We start from the raw sequence: 18,074 nt of genomic DNA on the forward strand, positions 1-18,074 counted from the left end.
GTCGTGGGTGGGGAGGCGCGGCCTCCCCACACCGACTCATCGGAATGTCGCCGTCAGTGCCGTGAGCGCCTGCACCACGTCGGAGTCGGCCGCGAGGCCGGACTTGCGCGCGGCGTTGACGAGCTGCGCGACGACCGCGCGGTCGGCCGCCGAGCCGTCGGCGAGCTGCTCCGCCTCGGTGAGGTGCTCACGCACCTCGGCGAGCGCCTCGCCGCTCAGGCTGCCGTCGCGCTCGGCCTGATCGACGTACGCGCCGGCGAGGGCGAAGCTCGGCGCGTGCACGGCGCCGGTCTGCAGCTGCGCGTTGAACTCGTCGAAGCGCACCTCGCCGGCGGCCTCGATCTCGTTCGCCGACAGGTCGTCGCTCGCGGTGAGCGCCATCGTGTCGAACCCGCGCGCGATCTCGCTGCCGAGCACGTTGCCGTTGTACCAGTACGTCGACCAGTAGCCGCCGAGGTTCAGGCCGGTCGTGCTCGGCGTGTTGATCGGACCGCGGTCGAGGAAGGCGATCTCCTTCGGGTTCGCGGTGTCGGTGAAGTCGATCACCGACAAGCCGCCCTGGTACCACGCCTGCACCATGATGTCGCGCCCCGGCACCGGGATGAGCGAACCGTTGTGCGCGACGCAGTTCTCCTGCGTGGTCTGCGGCACCGGCAGCTTGTAGTAGCTCGCGAACTGCAGCTTGCCGTCGACGATGTCGAAGAGCGCGTCGGCGCCCCACTCGGGCTGGTCGGTCGACCGGCACCGTGCCGCCGTGCCGCCGCCCCACTCATCGGTGAAGATGACCTTCGTGCCGTCGTTGTTGAACGTCGCCGAGTGCCAGTACGAGAAGTTCGGGTCGGCGACCGCATCGATCCGCACCGGGTCGGCCGGGTCGGAGATGTCGAGCAGGATGCCGTTGCCCTGGCACGCGCCGGCCGCGAGCCCGATCTCGGGGTAGGCGGTGATGTCGTGGCACGTGTTCGTGTTGGGGTTCGGCGAGTACCGGGTGCCCGACGGGTGCAGCGGCTGCGTCGGTCCGTTCTGCAGTCCGTTGAACGCGCCCGTCTCGGGGTCGGCGAAGATGCGCGGCTGGTTCACGATCGCCGCCGTCTCAGGCGCGGCGAGCGGCACCTTGATGACGTCGATGCGCCACTGCGTCGGGTTGCCCGTCGTGACCGGCTCGGTCGAAGCCGGCGCGTTCTCGCAGCCCGCGAGCTCGAGCGGCGAACGCACGCCCGAGGTGCCCGAGTTGTAGATGAAGACGTTCTCGGCGTCGTTCGGGTCGCTGACGAGCGTGTGCGTGTGCGAACCGCGGCAGGTCTGCACGCCGGGCAGCTGCACCGGGTTGTCGATGTCGCTGATGTCGAAGATGCGCACGCCGCGGAACCGCTCGGGGTTCACCGAGCCCGGCGCCCCCTGGGTGCCGCAGTCGATGCGGCCGCGCGTCTCCTCGACCGACATGAACAGCAGGTCGCCGTACACCGAGACGTCGCCCTGGCCGCCCGGGCAGACGAACGACGAGCGCAGCGTCGGCTCGGCCGGGTCGGACACGTCGTAGACCTGGAAGCCGTTGAAGTTGCCCACGATGGCGTTGTCGCCCGAGAAGGCGAGGTCGGAGTTGACGAACCCGAAGTCGCCGGGCGGGGCGTTGAACGGGTCGACCCGTGGCGTGCTCGACAAGAGGTCGATGTTGCTCGTCGCGACCTCGGCGTCGAGGTAGCCGGAGGGCAGGTCGACCCTGGGGTCGTCTTCGGCGACCGCCGCGGTGGCGGTCATCAGTGAGGCGCCGAGCAGCAGGGCGCCGGCGGCGGCGAGTGCGCGGCGCCGCGCATTCGGGGGTCGTTGTTCGGATCTCATCGTCGTGCCCTCTTCTCTCGTTACGACAGAACCTGCGTTTCGACACAGCGATCGAGCCCTCCGATGGGCGGTCGCCCACAACCCCGTGGGCGCCCGCGGCCCCGGAAGGCCGACCATGCCCCCCAAACTAGCGACAAGCGCAGGGTCGGCGCAGCCGGTATTTCGGGGGACACGGGCGACTCCGTCGGTGGGTCGCCGTACCGTCGGCCCATGGGCCAGGTGCAACCGTTCGAGATCCACGTCGACGATGAAGTGCTCGGCGACCTGCGGGCACGCCTCGCCCGCACCCGGCTCCGGGGCGACTCGCCGCGACGGCCGCCGGCGGGCATGAACCACGACTACCTGCGGCAGCTCATCGACACCTGGGCGGCATGGGACTGGCGAGCGCGCGAGGCGTGGCTCAACCGGCATCCGCAGTTCGTCGCCCGGGTCGGCGACGCCGACGTGCACTTCGTGCACCGGCGATCCGAGCGCACCGACGCACCCGTGCTGCTCGTGATGCACGGCTGGCCGCACACCTTCGCGCTGCAGCTCGACTTCGCCGACCTGCTGCCCGACTTCCACGTCGTCGTGCCGAGCCTGCCGGGGTTCGCCTTCTCATCGCCGTACGCCGACGGCCCGATGACCGAGCGGCGCCTCGCCGAGACGATGCACTCGCTCATGACCGACGTGCTCGGCTACGAGCGCTACGTCACCTACGGCGAGGACGTCACGGCCAACGTGAGCGACCTCATCGCCGCGAGCCATCCCGAGCATGTCGTCGCGATCGTCGCGACGCACGCGCACTTCCCGACCGGTGACGAACGGGAGGCGCTCACCGAACCGGCCGAGCGCGCGTTCTTCGCGGCGCTCGCCGAGCGCCACGGCACCGACGGCGCCTACGGGCACGTGCAGGCGACGCGTCCCGACACCCTCGCGGTCGCCCTCGACGACTCCCCCGCCGGCCTGCTCGCCTGGATCGCCGAGAAGCTCGTCGAGTGGAGCGACACCCCGCCCGGCGACCCCAGCGCCGTCGAGCGCCGCATCTCGCGCGACCGCATCCTCACCGAGGCGATGATCTACTGGGTCACCCGCTCGATCGCGTCGTCGTTCCGTCCGTACTACGAGGGCGCTGATCAGCCCGACCCGATTCCGCCGACCGGGGTTCCGGCGGCCGTCTTCATCCAGCGGCACGAGGCCGACTACCCCGAGACGCTCGCGCGACGGCACTACCTCGACCTGCGCGTCTTCGACCGGCTGCCAGAGGGCGGGCACTTCACCGTCGCCGAGGTGCCCGAGGCGATGGCGGCGCGGGTGCGGGAGTTCGTGGGGTCGCTGGGCTGAGGCGCGGCCCGCGCTTCCGGCGCATGGCGGCCCCGAACGTGAACGGAGCCCGATCAGAATGCGAGCCCCAGGTCGTCACGCGGAGTACCGCAGGTCGGGCGACGGGCTCCCCGGAACTGCGATGCCGACTCGCACTCGACCGCTGCGCTAGGCTCGCTCGCAGTGACACGGGGTGCCGCCCCGCCCGCGCCGAGGCGCGAGCACGAGCGGCTGAGATCACACCCGTCGAACCTGATCTAGTTCGGACTAGCGAAGGGATGTCGCCGATGAGCGCACGCCTGAACGACCCTGCCCAGCACGACGCGGATGCCTCGGAGGAGGTGGCGCTCGCCGCGGCGGCGCTGCTCGACCGGCTCCGCGAGACCGCCCCGCTCACGCACTGCATCACGAACAGCGTCGTGACGAACTTCACCGCCAACGCGCTGCTCGCGCTCGGCGCCGCCCCCGCGATGGTCGACATCACGGGCGAGGCCGGCATGTTCGCGAGCATCGCAGGCGGCCTGCTCGTGAACCTCGGCACTCCGACGCCCGAGCAGCGCGATGCCGCCCGCGAGGCCGTCGCCGCCGCCCGCGACGCGGGCACGCCGTGGGTGCTCGACCCGGTCGCGATCGGCGCCCTGCCCGTGCGCACGGCGCTCGCGCACGAGCTCACGGAGTTCCGGCCGACGGCGATCCGCGGCAACGCGAGCGAGATCCTCGCCCTTGCGGGTGACGGCGCGGGCGGGCGCGGCGTCGACGCCGCCGATACGACGGATGCCGCGGCCGACGCCGCCGCGCGACTCGCAGGCCGGTTCGGCTCGGTCGTCGCGGTGTCGGGCCCGGTCGACCTGATCACCGACGGCCGGCGCACCGTGCGACTCGCGAACGGCGACGCCCTGCTCACGCGCATCACGGGCGGCGGCTGCGCCCTCGGCGCGGTGACCGCCGCCTTCCTCGCCGTCGGCGACGACGCCTTCGAGGCCACCGTCGCAGCGAACCTCGTCTACACGGTGGCGGCCGAGCTCGCCGCTGACGGCGCCGCCGGGCCGGGGTCGTTCGGACCCCGCTTCCTCGACGCGCTCGCGGCGGTCGATGCGGCCGAGCTGGGGGCGCGGGCGCGGGTCGTTCTCGATGCGGGGCGGGGCGCCGGCCTCGACGTCGACGTCGACGTCGACGAATCGCTCGCCGAGATCGCCGAGGTCGGGGCGTGAGCGCCCGCACGGCACTCGACCTCTCGCTCTACCTCGTCACCGATCCGGCGCTCTGCGGCGCGCGCGGCATCGTCGAGGTGGTCTCCGAGGCCGTGGCCGGCGGCGTGCGGGTCGTGCAACTGCGAGACAAGGGCGCCGAGGCGTCCTCGCTGCTCGCCCAGCTCGAGGCGCTCGCCGCCGCGATCGACGGGCGCGCCGCCCTGCTCGTCAACGACCGGCTCGACGTCGCACTGGCCGCACGCGCGAGCGGCCTGCCGGTCGACGGCGTGCATCTCGGGCAGGGCGACGCGACGGTCGTGGTCGCCCGCGAACGGCTCGGCGCCGAGGCGATCGTGGGGCTCACCGCGAACGGCGCCGCCCACCTCGACGCGGTCGACCGGCTGCCGCGCGGCACCGTCGACTACCTCGGGGTCGGGGTGATCCGGCCGACGTCGACGAAGCCCGACCATCCGCCGACGCTCGGCGTCGACGGCTTCGCCCGGGTCGCCGCGGCGACCGAACTGCCGTGCGTGGCGATCGGCGGCGTCGGCCTCGCCGACGTCGTGCCGCTTCGCGAGGCGGGCGCGGCCGGTGTCGCCGTCGTCTCGGCGCTGTGCGCGGCCGACGACCCGCGGGCCGCGGCGCGCGAATTCGTGCTCGGATGGGCGTCGGCGCGATGACCGCACGCGTGCTCAGCATCGCCGGAAGCGACCCCTCGGGCGGTGCCGGCATCCAGGCCGATCTCAAGTCGATCGCCGCCGTCGGCGGCTACGGCATGGCCGCGATCACCGCCCTCACCGCGCAGAACACGCGCGGCGTCCGCGGGGTGCACGTGCCGCCCGCGAGCTTCCTCGCCGCGCAGCTCGACGCGATCGCCGACGACATCGTCATCGACGCGGTGAAGCTCGGCATGCTCGCGAACGCCGAGGTCATCCGCACGGTCGTCGCCTGGCTCGGGCGCACCCGCCCGCCGGTCGTCGTGCTCGACCCGGTGATGGTCGCGACGAGCGGCGACCGGCTGCTCGACGCCGACGCCGAGGCCGCGATGCGCGAGCTGCTGCCCCTCGCCGACCTCGTCACCCCGAACCTCGACGAGCTCGCCGTGCTCGCCCGGCGCGAAGTCGCGACGACCTGGGCCGCGGCGATCGCCCAGGCAGAGGGCGTCTCGGCCGAGTACGGGATCCGCGTGCTCGCGAAGGGCGGACACCTCGCGGGCGACCTCGCCCCCGACGCGCTCGTCGACGCCGCCTCCGCGACGATCGTCGAGTTCGGCGGCGAGCGCATCGCCACGAGTTCGACGCACGGCACCGGATGCTCGCTCTCGTCGGCGATCGCCGCACTCGCCGCCGAGCTCGGCGATTGGCCCTCCGCGATCGCCGAGGCCCGGCGCTGGCTGCGCGAGTCGCTGCGGCACGGCGACGCACTCGAGGTCGGCGACGGCCACGGGCCGATCAGCCACTTCGCGGGGCTCTGGTCGCGCGGCGGCACGCGCACCGCACCGACGCCGACCGAGGTCGAGGCCGAATGGTGGGAGGGCATCTCCGACGTGCGTCGTGCGATCGACGAGCTGCCGTTCATCCGCGGGCTCGCCGACGGCACGCTGCCGGTCGAGCCGTTCCGCGAGTACCTCGCGCAGGACGCGCTCTACCTGCGCGACTACGCACGCGCACTCGCGACGGCGGCGGCCCTCGCCCCGGATGCCGCTGCGCAAGCCTTCTGGGCGACGTCGTCGCACGGCTCGATCGTCGGGGAGCTCGAACTGCACGAGCGCTGGCTGGGCACCGGCGCCGCGACCGACGCGACCCGCCCCGGGCCCGCCACAACCGCGTACCTCGACCACCTGCTCGCGACGGCGGCGCGCGGCGACTACGCCGTGCTCGTCGCGGCCCTGCTTCCCTGCTTCTGGCTCTACACCGACCTCGGCGCCCGGCTCGCGGCCGGCGAGTTCGGGGAGCAGGCGCTCGCCCCGGAGCATCCGTATGCCTCATGGCTCGCGACGTACGGCGACCCCGCGTTCGCCGAGGCGACCCGCGAGGCGGTCGCGATCGTGACCGCCTCGGCGTCGCGCGAGACACCCGGGGTGCGCGAGCGCATGCTGCGGGCGTTCCGGGCTTCGGCCGTGCACGAGCTCGCGTTCTTCGCGGCGCCGCTCGGGGCGGAGGTCGCTCCGCTGGCGGGCTGAGGCGCGGCGGGCGCAGCTCGGGTCCTCGGCCGTCCGGGGTTCGAGGCGGGTCCTCTTCGTCGGCGCTCCTCGACCGACTCAGGCCGTTCGACCCACGATGCCGTCGGCCTCGCGAGCGACCCACCCCACGAGGGGCAGCATGTGCTCCATGAGGTCGTCGCCGAGCGGCGTCAGCGAGTACTCGACGCGAGGCGGCACCTCGGGATACGAGGTGCGGGCGACGAGCCCGTCGGCCTCGAGGGTGCGCAGCGTCGAGGCGAGCATCTTCTCGCTGATGCCTTCGACCTCGCGACGCAGCTCGCCCCAGCGATGCGTGCCGTCGGTCAGCGCGAGCAGCACGAGCACTCCCCACTTGCTCATGATGTGGTCGAGCACGACCCGTGTCGGGCAGCCGTCGGTGAAGACTTCGCCGGACTGCTCCCGGATCTCCGCAAGACTTACCGTCATGTGGGTACCTTACTTCAAAGTGGGTACAGATTCGGGGGAAGGTTCAGCCGAGGCATCCGGTTGCAGCCGGTGACGCTTCTCGAAAGGAACCGACCCTCATGACCATCCTCGTCACCGCCGCCTCGGGCCAGCTCGGCCGCCTCGTCGTCGACGCGCTGCTCGACCGCGGCGTCGCCCCCGCCGACATCGTCGCGACCGCCCGCGACACGGCGAAGCTCGCCGACCTCGCCGAGCGCGGCGTGCACACCGCTCGCCTCGACTACTCGGAGCCCGCCTCGATCGCGGCGGCGCTCGACGGCGTCGACCGGGTGCTGCTCGTCTCCGGTTCGGAGTTCGGCGAGCGCGCCGCCCAGCACCAGAATGTGATCGACGCGGCGAAGGCCGCGGGCGTCGCGAAGCTCGTCTACACGAGCGCACCGCAGGCCGCGACCGCCGACTTCGTCCTCGCGCCCGAGCACCGCGCCACCGAGGAGGCGATCGCCGCCTCGGGCATCCCCGCGGTCATCGCCCGCGACAACTGGTACACCGAGAACTACGCGGCGGATGTCTCGCGCGCGGCCGACACGGGCGTCATCGCCGCTTCCGTGGCCGACGGGAAGGTCGCGAGCGCGACCCGCGCCGACCTCGCCGAGGGCCTCGCCGTGCTGCTGACGAGCGACGACCACGTCGGCCAGGTGCTCGAGCTCGCCGGCGAGACGGCGTGGAGCTACGACGAGCTCGCCGCCGCGGCGTCCGAGGTGCTCGGTCGCGAGGTGCGGTACCAGCAGCTCACGACCGAGGAGCACGTGGCCGCGCTCGAGTCGGCCGGACTCGACGCGGGCACCGCGGGGTTCGTCGCGGGCATCGACGACGGAATCCGCCGCGGCGTGCTCGACGTGCCGAACGACGCGCTCGCCCGCCTCATCGGCCGGCCGACGACCTCGCTCGTCGACGGGCTGCGCGCGGCGCTTGCCGCGTAGCGATCAGCGCACGACGTCGTAGACGGCCTTGACGATGCCGTTCGAGTAGGCCGCGTGCTCGGTGAGCTCGAGCTTCGTCGTGAGGCCCGGGTCGTCGCCGAACAGGCGCTTGCCGCTGCCGAGCAGCACCGGGAACACCAGCAGGTGGTACCGGTCGACCAGCCCGGCGGCGGCGAGCCCCTGCGCGAGGGTCGCCGAGCCGTGCACGATGATCGGCGCGCCATCGCCCTCCTTCAGGCGGGCGACGTCGTCGAGCGAGCGCAGCAGGTTCGTCTCGTGCCACTCGGGTACGAGGTCGGCCTCGTCGAGCGTCGTCGACACGACGTACTTCGGCATCGCGTTGTACTCGGCGAAGTCGTCCTCCATCGAGGGCCACACGGGCGCGAACTCCTGGTAGCTCACCCGGCCGAGCAGCAGGGCTCCGGCTTCGAGTTGCTCGGTGCCCTTGAGCTCGTACGCCTCCTCGACGAACGGCACCTCCTTGAAGGTCCAGCCGGCGCGAGGGTGGTCGCCGCCGCCGGGCGAGTCGACGACGCCGTCGAGGCTGATGAACTCGGTCACGATGATGGGGCGCATTGGCCTGTCCTTCCGATTCAGGTGGCGGCGAAGCATCCGCCTTCATTCTGGACGTCGAACGGGCCGCGCCGATATCGACAGATGACGGAAGAAGCCCACCGCAGGTCACGCGGCGTCACAGCACGACTGCGCCGAATACGCTCGAAGGATGACTCGACTTCGGCCCGTGCTCGCGGCCCTGCCCCTGCTCGTGCTCGCCCTGGCCGCCTGTTCCTCGCCGTCCGGCTCGACCGGCGAGGGCGCCGAGCCCACCGCTGCCGCCACGGCGGAAGCCACCGCCGACGCCGCGACCGTGCTCGAGGAGTGCACGGGCGTCGCCGTCATCGTCGACTCGGCCGACCTCGAGCTGAGCGAACCGATCGACGTCGCCGCGTGCGTCGACACCGACGAGCCGATTCTCGCCGCCGACGCGCTCGACGAGGCCGGCGTCGCGACCGAGGGCACCGTCGAATGGGGCGACCAGGTCGTCTGCCGCGTGAACGGCGAGCCCGCGGAGGACACGCTCATCACGGCCGCCGACGGCACCGAGTATCACGAGACCTGCGCCTCGATGCCCGCGGCGTTCGCGTACTGGTCGCTCTGGCAGCGCAGCGGCGGCGGCGAATGGGGTTACGCGCAGGAGGGCCTGCCGACGCTCGAGCTGGCGCCGGGCGACGCGGTCGAGCTGCTCTTCACGCTCAACGACCAGCCGGCCTCGCCCGCCGAGTAGGCGGCCCGTGCCTCCGCTGGCCGGGCGGTGCCGACGCGTATCGAGACCACGATGCCAGCCAGCCCTTGACCGCGCGCCAGCGACCTGATGCACTGACCCCGATGTTCCGGTTCCGACCAGCTCCGCTCCGCCTTGCGCTCGTGCTCGCGGCGGTGTTCGTCGCGACCCGGGTCGTGTACCGCGTGCTGTTCGCGGGCGCCGGCGGGCCCGGCGTCGTGCTGGTCGACCTGCCGGTCGTGCGGCTCGCTCCCCCGTTCGAGCATGTCGCGATGTTCGGACCGATCACGACGGGCGGGCTGTGGGCCGCGTTCGTGAGCGCCCTGCCGATCGCGCTCGTGATTCTCGCTTTCGGCGTCGTCAACGCGTGCGTCGACGTCTCGCGGGTGTTCGCGCGGGCCGCTCGCGGAGGTCCCCTCGCCGGATCGGCTCGCGCGCTCGTCATCGCGTGGTCGACGTTCCCCGCGCTCGCCGACGCCGTGCGCCGGGTTCGGCTCGCCCGGCGGCTCCGCGGCGAACGCGGCGCCGGCGCGCTCATCGTGCCCATTCTCGAGCACACGATCGAACGCTCGATCGCGATCGCCGCCGCGATGGAGGTGCGCGGCTTCGCCGCGACCCATCGCGTCGAGGGCGACTGCGCCCGCCCCGTCGAGGTGACCGGCGCCGTGCTCGGCCACGGCGAGGGCGACGACCGCGAGCGTGCGGACCGCTGGTCGATCGCCGTGCCCGAACTGCGGCTCGAGCCCGGCACCCTCGCCGTGCTCGCCGGCCCGACCGGTTCGGGCAAGTCGACCCTGCTCGACACCCTGAGCGGCGTGCACACGCACGTCGACGGCGGTCGGGCGTCGGGCGTGCTCCGCGTCGGCGGCGTCGACCGCCTCGCCGTGCCGGCCCGCGACACGGCCGGGTTCGTCGGGGTGGTCGCACAGGACCCGCGGCTCGGATTCACGAGCGAGACCGTCGACGACGAGGTCGGCTTCGCGCTGACCGTGCGCGGCGTCGCACCCGTCATCGTCGCGGCCCGCGTCGCCGAGGTGCTGACGCGCATCGGCGCCGAGCATCTCGCGGGACGCGAGCTGCGCAGCCTCTCGGCGGGCGAGGCGACGCTCGTCGCGATCGGCGCCGCGATCGTCGAGCAACCCCTGCTGCTGCTCGTCGACGAACCGCTCGCCGACCTCGACCCCGAGGCCCGCGCCCGCATCACCGGACTGCTCGGACGCATCGCGCACGAGGCGGGCGTCTGCGTGCTCGTCGCCGAGCATCGGGCGGCCGAGTTCGCGGCGGTCGCCGATCGGTGGTTCGAGATCTCGGAGGGCGCGGTCGTCGAGGCATCGAGCGCTCCCGACTCGACCGAGGGCCAGCGGGCCGCCTCGTCTGGATACGCTCGTGCGTCGCTTCCCGGCCGACGGGCCGGCGTTGGACTGCGCGTCGCCGGCATCACCGTGCGACACGGCGATCAGGTCGCGGTCGACGACGTCTCATTCGACGCGGCGCCCGGCGAGATCGTGGCGCTCGGCGGACCGAACGGGGCCGGCAAGTCGAGCCTCTTCACCGCGATCGCGCTCGGCACCGAACCGGGCACGGTGCGCACGGGCGACGAGGATGACTCGGGCCAGGATGCCTCGGGCCACCGCCCCTCCCGGTCGTCACGGCGTCGCATCGCCCTCGTGCCCGACCGCTCCGACGACCTGCTCTTCACCGACACCGTCGAGGCCGAGTGCCGGCGCGCCGACCGCACCGGACGCCGACCGCGCGGCACGACGTGGGCACTGTTCACCGAGCTGCTCGGGCACCCGACCGATCGGGATGAGCTCGCGGCGCGGCATCCGCGCGACCTCTCGGCCGGCCAACGGCGGCTGCTCGTGATCGCCGTGCAGGCGGCGGGCGAGGCATCCGCGCTGCTCGTCGACGAGCCGACCCGCGGACTCGACCCGTCGGCGCAGACCGCGCTCGCGCGGGCCCTTCGGCTCGTCGCCGATCGGGGGCGAACCGTCGTCATCGCGACCCATGACCGCGGCTTCGCCGCGTGCGTCGCCGACCGCGCGCTCTCGATGCGCGAGGGGCGCCTCGAGGAGCGGCGAACGCCTGCCGCGCCCGCACCAGCGGGAGGTGCGGCATGAGTACGCTCGCCGCTCCCCCGGCGCCGGTCGTCGCACGGCGGCGACGGCTTCCGTCGTGGTCGTCGATGCTCCTCGTCGGCGGCAGCGTCGTCGCAGCGGCCGCGTTCGCCTGGCCCCTCATCGCCCCCGCGCTGCCGACCGACGCCCAGGCGGCGGCGCCCTGGGCGGCGCTCGCACTCGCGCCACTCGTCGCGATCGTCGCGGTGCTCGCGATCGACGGCGGATTCCGCTCGGCGAAGACGCTCGCGCTGCTCGGCACGCTCACCGCGGTCGCCGCCGCCGTGCGCGTCGCCGGCACGGGGGTCGGCGGAGTCGAGGCGGTGTTCGTGCTGCTGATCCTCGCCGGGCGGGTGTTCGGGGCGCGGTTCGGGTTCCTCCTCGGGGTGCTCGCGATCGCCCTGTCGTCGACGATGACGGGCGGATTCGGGCCGTGGACCCCCTTCCAGATGTTCGCGTGCGCGTGGGTCGGGGCGGGAGCAGGGCTGCTGCCGCGGGCGCGCGGGCGGCTCGGCGAGATCGTGCTGCTGTCGGTGTACGGGGTGCTCGCCTCGTACGCGTTCGGGCTCGTCATGAACCTGTGGTTCTGGCCGTTCGCGATCGGCGGCGGCACCGGCATCTCGTACGAATCGGGCGCCCCGCTCGCACAGAACCTCGCGTCGTTCTGGCTGTACTCGCTGACGACCTCGACGCTCACGTGGGACACGCTGCGCGCCGTCACGACCGTCGTCGGGCTCGCCGTGTTCGGCCCGGCCGCGCTCGCGGCGCTGCGTCGGGTGCGGCTGTCGCGCTGAGCGGAGTGATCGGTCGCCTCCGGGGCGCCCGCCTGCAGCGCAGGGAGCGAGCATCACCGGAGGTGATGGTGTGGATTTGTGGACTTGTCGACAACCCACGTGTGGATCTGTGGACTTGTCGACACCCCACGTGTGGATTTGTGGACTTGTCGACAACCCCGCCGGAAGGACCCACTCCCCGAGGTACCCGCCACCCCGAGCCGGCGCACCACACCCCCGACGGGTGGCCGGAATTCGAGACGGTCGCTGCGCCTCCTCCTCGACCCGCTCGACGCGTCAGACGGAGAAGTACTTCGCCTCGGGGTGGTGGAACACGAAGGCGTCGGTCGACTGCTCGGGGTGCAGCTGCAGCTCCTCGCTGAGCTCCACGCCCATCCGCTCGGGGCGCAGCAGCTCGACGAGCTTGCGGCGGTCCTCCATATCGGGGCAGGCGGGGTAGCCGAGCGAGAACCGCGCGCCGCGGTACTCGAGCTTGAAGAGCCCGGCCGTGTCGGTCGGGTCCTCACCCGCGAAGCCGAGCTCCGACCTGATTCGCGCGTGCCAGAACTCGGCGAGCGCCTCGGTGAGCTGCATGACGAGGCCGTTCACCTCGTAGTAGTCGCGGTACTTGTTCTCGGCGAACAGCTTCGCGGTGAACTCGTCGATCTTCGCGCCCGCGGTCACGAGCTGCACGGGCAGCACGTCCACCTGCCCCGACTCGCGCGAGCGCACGAAGTCGGCGAGGCACAGGTGCCGGTCGCGACGCTGCCGCGGGAAGTGGAAACGGAGGCGGTCGGTGCCGAGCGCCTCATCTGAACCGCCGTCGGGGGCGAGCAGCCCGGGCACGCCGAGCACGCCCGTGGGGTCGTCGGCGTGGTGCAGCACGACGACGTCGTCGCCCTCCGACACCACCGGGAAGAAGCCGTACGCCACCGAGGCATCCAGGAGCCCCTCGGAGAGGATGCGGTCGAGCCAGTACCGCAGGCGCGGCCGGCCCTCGCGCTCGACGAGTTCCTCGTAGGACGCGCCGTCGGCACCCCGACCCGGCTTCAGCCCCCACTGGCCCATGAACGTCGCCCGCTCGTCGAGGAACGCCGCGTAGTCGGCGAGCGCGATGCCGCGCACGATGCGGGTTCCCCAGAACGGCGGGGCCGGAACGGGGTTGTCGGTCGCGACATCCGACCGCGCCGGCATCTCGTCGGGTTCGGTGAGCGTCAGGCGAGACCCCGACGCGTGGATGCGCTTCTTGAGGGGCGGCAGGCCCACCTCGTCGGGCGAGGCCCCGCGGGCGACCCTCACGAGCGGCTCCATGAGCGCGAGCCCCTCGAACGCGTCGCGCGCGTAGCGCACCTGCCCGTCGAAGATCCCGGCGAGGTCGTCCTCGACGTAGGTGCGCGTGAGCGCGGCGCCGCCGAGGATGACGGGCCAGCGCTTCGCGAGGCCGCGGTGGTTCAGCTCCTCGAGGTTCTCCTTCATGACGACCGTCGACTTCACGAGCAGGCCCGACATGCCGATGACGTCGGCGTCGTGCTCTTCTGCGGCCCTGATGATGTCGGCGATCGGCTGCTTGATGCCGAGGTTGATCACGTCGTAGCCGTTGTTCGTCAGGATGATGTCGACGAGATTCTTGCCGATGTCGTGCACGTCGCCGCGCACCGTCGCGAGCACGATGCGGCCCTTGCCGGAGGCATCCGACTTCTCCATGTGCGGTTCGAGCAGGGCAACCGCGTTCTTCATGACCTCGGCCGACTGCAGCACGAACGGCAGCTGCATCTCGCCCGCACCGAACCGCTCGCCGACGATCTTCATACCCTCGAGCAGATGGTCGTTGATGATGCCGAGCGCGGTCATGCCCGAGTCGAGCGCGAGCGACAGGTCGGCGTCGAGTCCCTTGCCCTCGCCGTCGATGATGCGCCGCTCGAGGCGCTCGCCGACGGGCAGCGCCGCGAGCTCGGCGGCGCGCTGGTCGCGCAGCGCCGCGGTGTCGACCCCGGCGAACAGGTCGAGCATACGGGCGAGCGGGTCGTAGGTGGCGTTGCCGTCGGCGTCGAACTCCCGGCGGTCCCAGACGAGGTCGAGGGCGACCTCGCGCTGCTCGTCGGAGAGCGATGCGAGCGGCACGATCTTGGCCGCGTCGATGATGCCCGAGCTGAGCCCCGCCTCGACGGCCTCGTGCAGGAACACCGAGTTGAGCACGCTGCGTGCCGCCGGGTTGAGCCCGAACGACACGTTCGAGACGCCGAGCGTCGTGTTGATGCCGGGGTACTTCGCGTTGATGCGACGGATCGCCTCGATCGTCTCGATCGCGTCGCGCCGGGTCTCCTCCTGGCCGGTCGCGATCGGGAACGTGAGCGCGTCGACGATGATGTCCTCGACGCGCATGCCCCACGTGCCGGTGAGCTCGTCGACGAGGCGCGAGGCGATCGCGACCTTGCCGTCGGCAGTGCGGGCCTGGCCCTCCTCATCGATCGTGAGCGCGACGACCGCCGTGCCGTGCTCCTTCACGAGCGGCATGATGCGGCCGAAGCGACTCGTCGCGGCATCCCCGTCTTCGTAGTTGACCGAGTTGACGACGGGGCGGCCGCCGATGAGCTCGAGACCGGCGCGGATCACCTCGGGCTCGGTCGAGTCGACGACGAGCGGCAGCGTCGACGCGCTCGCGAAGCGCGAGACCACCTCGCGGATGTCGGCGACGCCGTCGCGCCCCACGTAGTCGACGCACACGTCGAGCAGGTGGGCGCCGACGCGGGTCTGCGACTTGGCGATCTCGACGCAGTCGTCCCAGCGACCCTCGAGCATCGCCTCGCGGAACGCCTTCGACCCGTTCGCGTTCGTGCGCTCGCCGATCGCGAGGTACGACGCGTCCTGCTGGAACGGCACGTGCTGGTAGAGGGAGGCCACGCCGGGCTCCGCCTGGACGGCCGGTCGAGTGGCGCCCGATGCTGGCGCACGCGTATCGAGACCCGACGCCGCCCCGACGGGCCGCAGCCGCTCGACGACCGCCGCGAGGTGGTCGGGCGTCGTGCCGCAGCAGCCGCCGACGAGGGCGAGCCCGAACTCCTCGACGAACTGCGCGTGCGCGGTCGCGAGCTCGGCGGGCGTGAGCGGGTAGTGCGCGCCGTTCGCGCCGAGCACGGGCAGGCCCGCGTTCGGCATGCACGCGACCGGCACCCGCGACTGCTTCGACAGATGCCGCAGGTGCTCGCTCATCTCGTCGGGTCCGGTGGCGCAGTTGAGGCCGATCGCGTCGACGCCGAGCGGCTCGAGCGCCGTGAGGGCGGCGCCGATCTCGGAGCCCATGAGCATGGTCCCCGTGGTCTCGACGGTCACCTCGACGAAGATCGGCAACCGGATGCCGCGGCGGACGATCGCCAGCTTGCAGGCGTTGACCGCGGCCTTCGTCTGCAGCAGGTCCTGGCTCGTCTCGATGAGGAACGCGTCGGCCCCGCCCGCGATGAGCCCCTCGGCCTGCAGCGCGAACGTCTGCTTGAGGTGGTCGTAGGTCGTGTGCCCGAGGCTCGGCAGCTTCGTGCCGGGCCCCATTGAGCCCAGCACCCAGCGCATGCGGCCGTCGTCTGCCTCGGACGCCTCGACCCGCGCCCGCGCGATGCGGGCACCGGCCTCGGCGAGCTCGAAGATGCGCTCGTCGATGCCGTAGTCCGAGAGGTTCGACCAGTTCGCCCCGAAGGTGTTCGTCTCGACCGCGTCGATGCCGACCGCGAGGTACGCGTCGTGGATGCCGCCGATCACGTCGGGGCGGGTGACGTTGAGCACCTCGTTGCAGCCCTCGTGCCCCTCGAAGTCGACCTCGATCGACAGGTCGTGCTGCTGCAGCATCGTGCCCATCGCGCCGTCGGCGATGACGACGCGGGTCGCGAGCGCCTCGAGCAGGGCCTCGGCGCGGGCGGTCCTCGGCACCGGGTCGATGTCGAGGCCGAATCTGGGCGCGCCGGAGGTGCTGGGGGTCACATCGCGAGTGTAGTCACGCGGGTCCCGCGCCGCCCGGCCCGTTACGCGGGAGGACGCGCGGAGCTGCCCGCGCCCGTCGGCGCCGGGCGGCGCGGCGCGGCGGGGCGGGGTGGCGCGGCGGGGCGGGGTGGCGCGGCGGGGCGCGGTGGCGCGCGGCTCGGCTGGAGCCGCCGAGCGTTTCCGTTCGCGCCGGGCGTTCCCGTCCGAACGGCAACGATCGACGGGAACGGCAACGCTCGTCGCACCGACGACAGCGGGTGCGGGTCCCGAATGACCCGCGCCCGCCGTGCGTGGGCGACCGCGTCAGCGCGAGAGCGTCAGCTCGACCGTCGCGCCCGGCTTCGCCGTGATGCGCAGGGTCTGCTTCTTGCGGTCGTAGTGCGCCGTGCCGCCGCTGATCTCGACGTCGGGACGCTGCGCGTATGCGGCGCTCGGCACCCACACCTCGCTCGGACCGGCGCCCGCCGTGTAGCTCAGCGAGTAGTCGCCGGTCGCGGCGTCGAAGTGCTCGGCGCCGGGAACGCCGGCGATCGCCCGGGCGTACGGTCCGAACGCGGGCTCGTTGCCGGGCGCGGCCCCGCCCGCGGCATCCATCGCGCAGTACCCGCCGTGGTCGCTCCGGCAGAAGTACCACATCGACCATCCGGTCGCGAACCGTTCCATCGACGCCACCTGCGCGGCCACGAGGGCGGCGTTGCCGGGCGTGCGCGAGTTCGGCACGCCCCACTCGCCCACGATCAGCGGCATGCCGTTGGCGGCCGGGTAGGCCGAGATCGCCGCCTCGTAGTTCACCACGAAGTCGTCGCCGACCCAGTCGCCGCCCTCTTCGACCCCGGTGTTGTAGAAGTGCGGGGCGTAGCCGATGCGCGGGGCACCGTCGCGCGGGTCGTCGAACGAGCGCAGCTGGGTGGGCACGCCGTAACCGACCAGCACGGTCGGCTCGACGAAGATCCACGAGTCGTCGTCGACACTGCGGATCGCGGGGATCAGCCGGTCGTACATGTCGCTGATCTTCGTCGACTCGATGCGGGCCGATGCGGTGACCCAGTCTTCGTCTTCGTAGAACTCGCCGAACGGCTCGTTGAAGAGGTCGTATCCGAGCAGGCTCTCGTGGTCGCCGAAACGGCCGGCCACCTCGACCCACAACTGCTGCTGAGCCGCTCGCAGATCGGCGTCGTCGTAGAGATGCGTGAAGGCGCGCATGACCGCGGGCTGGAAGTAGTTGTTGAACCAGTTGTCGGGGTCGTCCACGAACGGCAGCCCGTCGGTGCGGGTCGTCCACTCGGGAGCACCCGAGGCCCCGAACGTGGGCCCGTAGACGTCCTGGTGCATGTCGATCATGACGTGCACGCCCTCGCGGTCGGCCGCGTCGAGCACCGCGTCGACGTAGTCGAAGTACGAGTCGTCGTACTGGCCCTGTTCGGGTTCGAAGTACTGCCACTGCACGACGAGCCGCAGGAAGTCGAAGCCCTGGTCGGCCATCGCGGCGACATCCTCGGCAGTCACGCGGTCGCTCGGGTACTTTCCGGCGTTGAAGCCGCGCAGCTGCAGGGCTCGGCCCTGCTCGTCGGCGATGAACGTACGGCCGTCGGGGGTCGTGATCGTGCCGCGATCACGGTCGGCGGTCGCGGCGACCGCGAGGGCGGATCGCGAGGTCGCGCTCATCGGCCGGGCGTTCGCCGATTCGGATGTCGCGGCCGAGGCGGCCGTCGGAACGGCGAGGCTCGCGGTGAGCGCCAGCGCGAGTGCGGCGCCGGCTCGATGCAGGGTCGAAGACACTTCGGGGGTACTCCTTGCGCGTCGTTGCGGGTCGGGATGCGAGGAGCCTACGGCGAAGTGGGTCAATTGTCCAAGTACTGCGGTCCCGAGCGTGCCGGACGGGCCCTGCGAACCGGATCGCGGGGTACGTCGAGCAGGACGTTCGGCGTCATCGGGGGACACCGTCGGCACCGGGCGGTAACAACATCGAAACGACCGTTCCACCCGTCCGGAGTGCGTGTTAGCGTGCTCGCAC

Annotated in this window: 13 protein-coding genes and 1 riboswitch; of the genes, 8 read left to right on the forward strand and 5 right to left on the reverse strand. The window is 72.3% G+C overall.

All coding sequences use genetic code 11. The features are described from left to right. Window positions 1–36: 36 nt before the first annotated feature. Window positions 37–1,839, reverse strand: coding sequence for an LVIVD repeat-containing protein (locus tag ACWGPE_RS14420; protein ID WP_452048952.1), 1,803 nt, complete (start codon window positions 1,837–1,839; stop codon window positions 37–39). A gap of 210 nt (window positions 1,840–2,049) precedes the next feature. On the opposite strand from ACWGPE_RS14420, the gene ACWGPE_RS14425 reads away from it, so the two are divergent. The 4 genes from ACWGPE_RS14425 to ACWGPE_RS14440 all read left to right on the forward strand — a co-directional run bounded on the left by ACWGPE_RS14425 (window position 2,050) and on the right by ACWGPE_RS14440 (window position 6,513). Further along, window positions 2,050–3,162, forward strand: coding sequence for an epoxide hydrolase family protein (locus ACWGPE_RS14425; protein WP_231429857.1), 1,113 nt, complete (start codon window positions 2,050–2,052; stop codon window positions 3,160–3,162). 158 nt (window positions 3,163–3,320) lie between these two features. After that, a riboswitch (TPP riboswitch) is annotated at window positions 3,321–3,437 on the forward strand. After that, window positions 3,429–4,352 carry a hydroxyethylthiazole kinase gene (thiM, locus tag ACWGPE_RS14430; protein WP_452048953.1) on the forward strand — a complete coding sequence of 308 codons (924 nt, stop codon included), beginning with the start codon at window positions 3,429–3,431 and terminating at the stop codon, window positions 4,350–4,352. Its footprint overlaps the riboswitch before it by 9 nt. Further along, complete coding sequence (gene thiE, locus ACWGPE_RS14435; protein ID WP_452048954.1) at window positions 4,349–5,011, forward strand: thiamine phosphate synthase; 663 nt, start codon at window positions 4,349–4,351, stop codon at window positions 5,009–5,011. The genes thiM and thiE overlap by 4 nt, the downstream gene beginning before the upstream one ends. Next, complete coding sequence (locus ACWGPE_RS14440; protein ID WP_308191616.1) at window positions 5,008–6,513, forward strand: bifunctional hydroxymethylpyrimidine kinase/phosphomethylpyrimidine kinase; 1,506 nt, start codon at window positions 5,008–5,010, stop codon at window positions 6,511–6,513. The genes thiE and ACWGPE_RS14440 overlap by 4 nt, the downstream gene beginning before the upstream one ends. A gap of 78 nt (window positions 6,514–6,591) precedes the next feature. On the opposite strand, the gene ACWGPE_RS14445 is transcribed toward ACWGPE_RS14440, so the two are convergent. After that, window positions 6,592–6,960: a winged helix-turn-helix transcriptional regulator gene (locus tag ACWGPE_RS14445; RefSeq protein WP_231429855.1), complete on the reverse strand. Its 369-nt coding sequence runs from the start codon at window positions 6,958–6,960 to the stop codon at window positions 6,592–6,594. Between the two features lie 98 nt (window positions 6,961–7,058). Here ACWGPE_RS14445 and ACWGPE_RS14450 point away from each other — a divergent pair, with 98 nt between their 5' ends. Then, window positions 7,059–7,919 carry an SDR family oxidoreductase gene (locus tag ACWGPE_RS14450; protein ID WP_275505303.1) on the forward strand — a complete coding sequence of 287 codons (861 nt, stop codon included), beginning with the start codon at window positions 7,059–7,061 and terminating at the stop codon, window positions 7,917–7,919. A 3-nt stretch (window positions 7,920–7,922) separates the two neighbouring features. Here the strand turns inward: ACWGPE_RS14450 and ACWGPE_RS14455 are convergent, their stop codons facing one another. Next, window positions 7,923–8,495 (reverse strand): dihydrofolate reductase family protein, encoded by a 573-nt coding sequence (locus tag ACWGPE_RS14455; protein ID WP_231429853.1) that lies wholly within the window; start codon window positions 8,493–8,495, stop codon window positions 7,923–7,925. A gap of 148 nt (window positions 8,496–8,643) precedes the next feature. On the opposite strand from ACWGPE_RS14455, the gene ACWGPE_RS14460 reads away from it, so the two are divergent. From ACWGPE_RS14460 to ACWGPE_RS14470, 3 genes are all read left to right on the forward strand, one after another. After that, window positions 8,644–9,204 (forward strand): hypothetical protein, encoded by a 561-nt coding sequence (locus ACWGPE_RS14460; RefSeq protein ID WP_231429852.1) that lies wholly within the window; start codon window positions 8,644–8,646, stop codon window positions 9,202–9,204. A 101-nt stretch (window positions 9,205–9,305) separates the two neighbouring features. Further along, window positions 9,306–11,321 (forward strand): ATP-binding cassette domain-containing protein, encoded by a 2,016-nt coding sequence (locus ACWGPE_RS14465; RefSeq protein ID WP_452048955.1) that lies wholly within the window; start codon window positions 9,306–9,308, stop codon window positions 11,319–11,321. Continuing rightward, window positions 11,318–12,112 (forward strand): ECF transporter S component, encoded by a 795-nt coding sequence (locus ACWGPE_RS14470; protein ID WP_452048956.1) that lies wholly within the window; start codon window positions 11,318–11,320, stop codon window positions 12,110–12,112. Before ACWGPE_RS14465 ends, ACWGPE_RS14470 begins: the two co-directional genes overlap by 4 nt. Window positions 12,113–12,388: 276 nt before the next feature. Here ACWGPE_RS14470 and metH read toward each other — a convergent pair whose 3' ends face one another. Together metH and ACWGPE_RS14480 are read right to left on the reverse strand one after the other, a co-directional pair. Next, on the reverse strand, window positions 12,389–16,060 hold the full coding sequence (gene metH / locus ACWGPE_RS14475) for a methionine synthase (protein ID WP_452048957.1): 3,672 nt from the start codon (window positions 16,058–16,060) through the stop codon (window positions 12,389–12,391). Between the two features lie 303 nt (window positions 16,061–16,363). Further along, on the reverse strand, window positions 16,364–17,839 hold the full coding sequence (locus tag ACWGPE_RS14480; protein WP_452048958.1) for a cellulase family glycosylhydrolase: 1,476 nt from the start codon (window positions 17,837–17,839) through the stop codon (window positions 16,364–16,366). Window positions 17,840–18,074: the final 235 nt, after the last annotated feature.

This window comes from Agromyces sp. NPDC055658, from assembly GCF_053618155.1.

What these genes read in the sequence shown, in the direction of transcription:
- ACWGPE_RS14420 (WP_452048952.1), bottom strand. Translation starts at nt 1,839, where the DNA reads ATGAGATCCGAACAACGACCCCCGAATGCGCGGCGCCGCGCACTCGCC.
- ACWGPE_RS14425 (WP_231429857.1), top strand. Translation starts at nt 2,050, where the DNA reads ATGGGCCAGGTGCAACCGTTCGAGATCCACGTCGACGATGAAGTGCTC.
- thiM (WP_452048953.1), top strand. Translation starts at nt 3,429, where the DNA reads ATGAGCGCACGCCTGAACGACCCTGCCCAGCACGACGCGGATGCCTCG.
- ACWGPE_RS14440 (WP_308191616.1), top strand. Translation starts at nt 5,008, where the DNA reads ATGACCGCACGCGTGCTCAGCATCGCCGGAAGCGACCCCTCGGGCGGT.
- ACWGPE_RS14445 (WP_231429855.1), bottom strand. Translation starts at nt 6,960, where the DNA reads ATGACGGTAAGTCTTGCGGAGATCCGGGAGCAGTCCGGCGAAGTCTTC.
- ACWGPE_RS14450 (WP_275505303.1), top strand. Translation starts at nt 7,059, where the DNA reads ATGACCATCCTCGTCACCGCCGCCTCGGGCCAGCTCGGCCGCCTCGTC.
- ACWGPE_RS14455 (WP_231429853.1), bottom strand. Translation starts at nt 8,495, where the DNA reads ATGCGCCCCATCATCGTGACCGAGTTCATCAGCCTCGACGGCGTCGTC.
- ACWGPE_RS14460 (WP_231429852.1), top strand. Translation starts at nt 8,644, where the DNA reads ATGACTCGACTTCGGCCCGTGCTCGCGGCCCTGCCCCTGCTCGTGCTC.
- ACWGPE_RS14465 (WP_452048955.1), top strand. Translation starts at nt 9,306, where the DNA reads ATGTTCCGGTTCCGACCAGCTCCGCTCCGCCTTGCGCTCGTGCTCGCG.
- ACWGPE_RS14470 (WP_452048956.1), top strand. Translation starts at nt 11,318, where the DNA reads ATGAGTACGCTCGCCGCTCCCCCGGCGCCGGTCGTCGCACGGCGGCGA.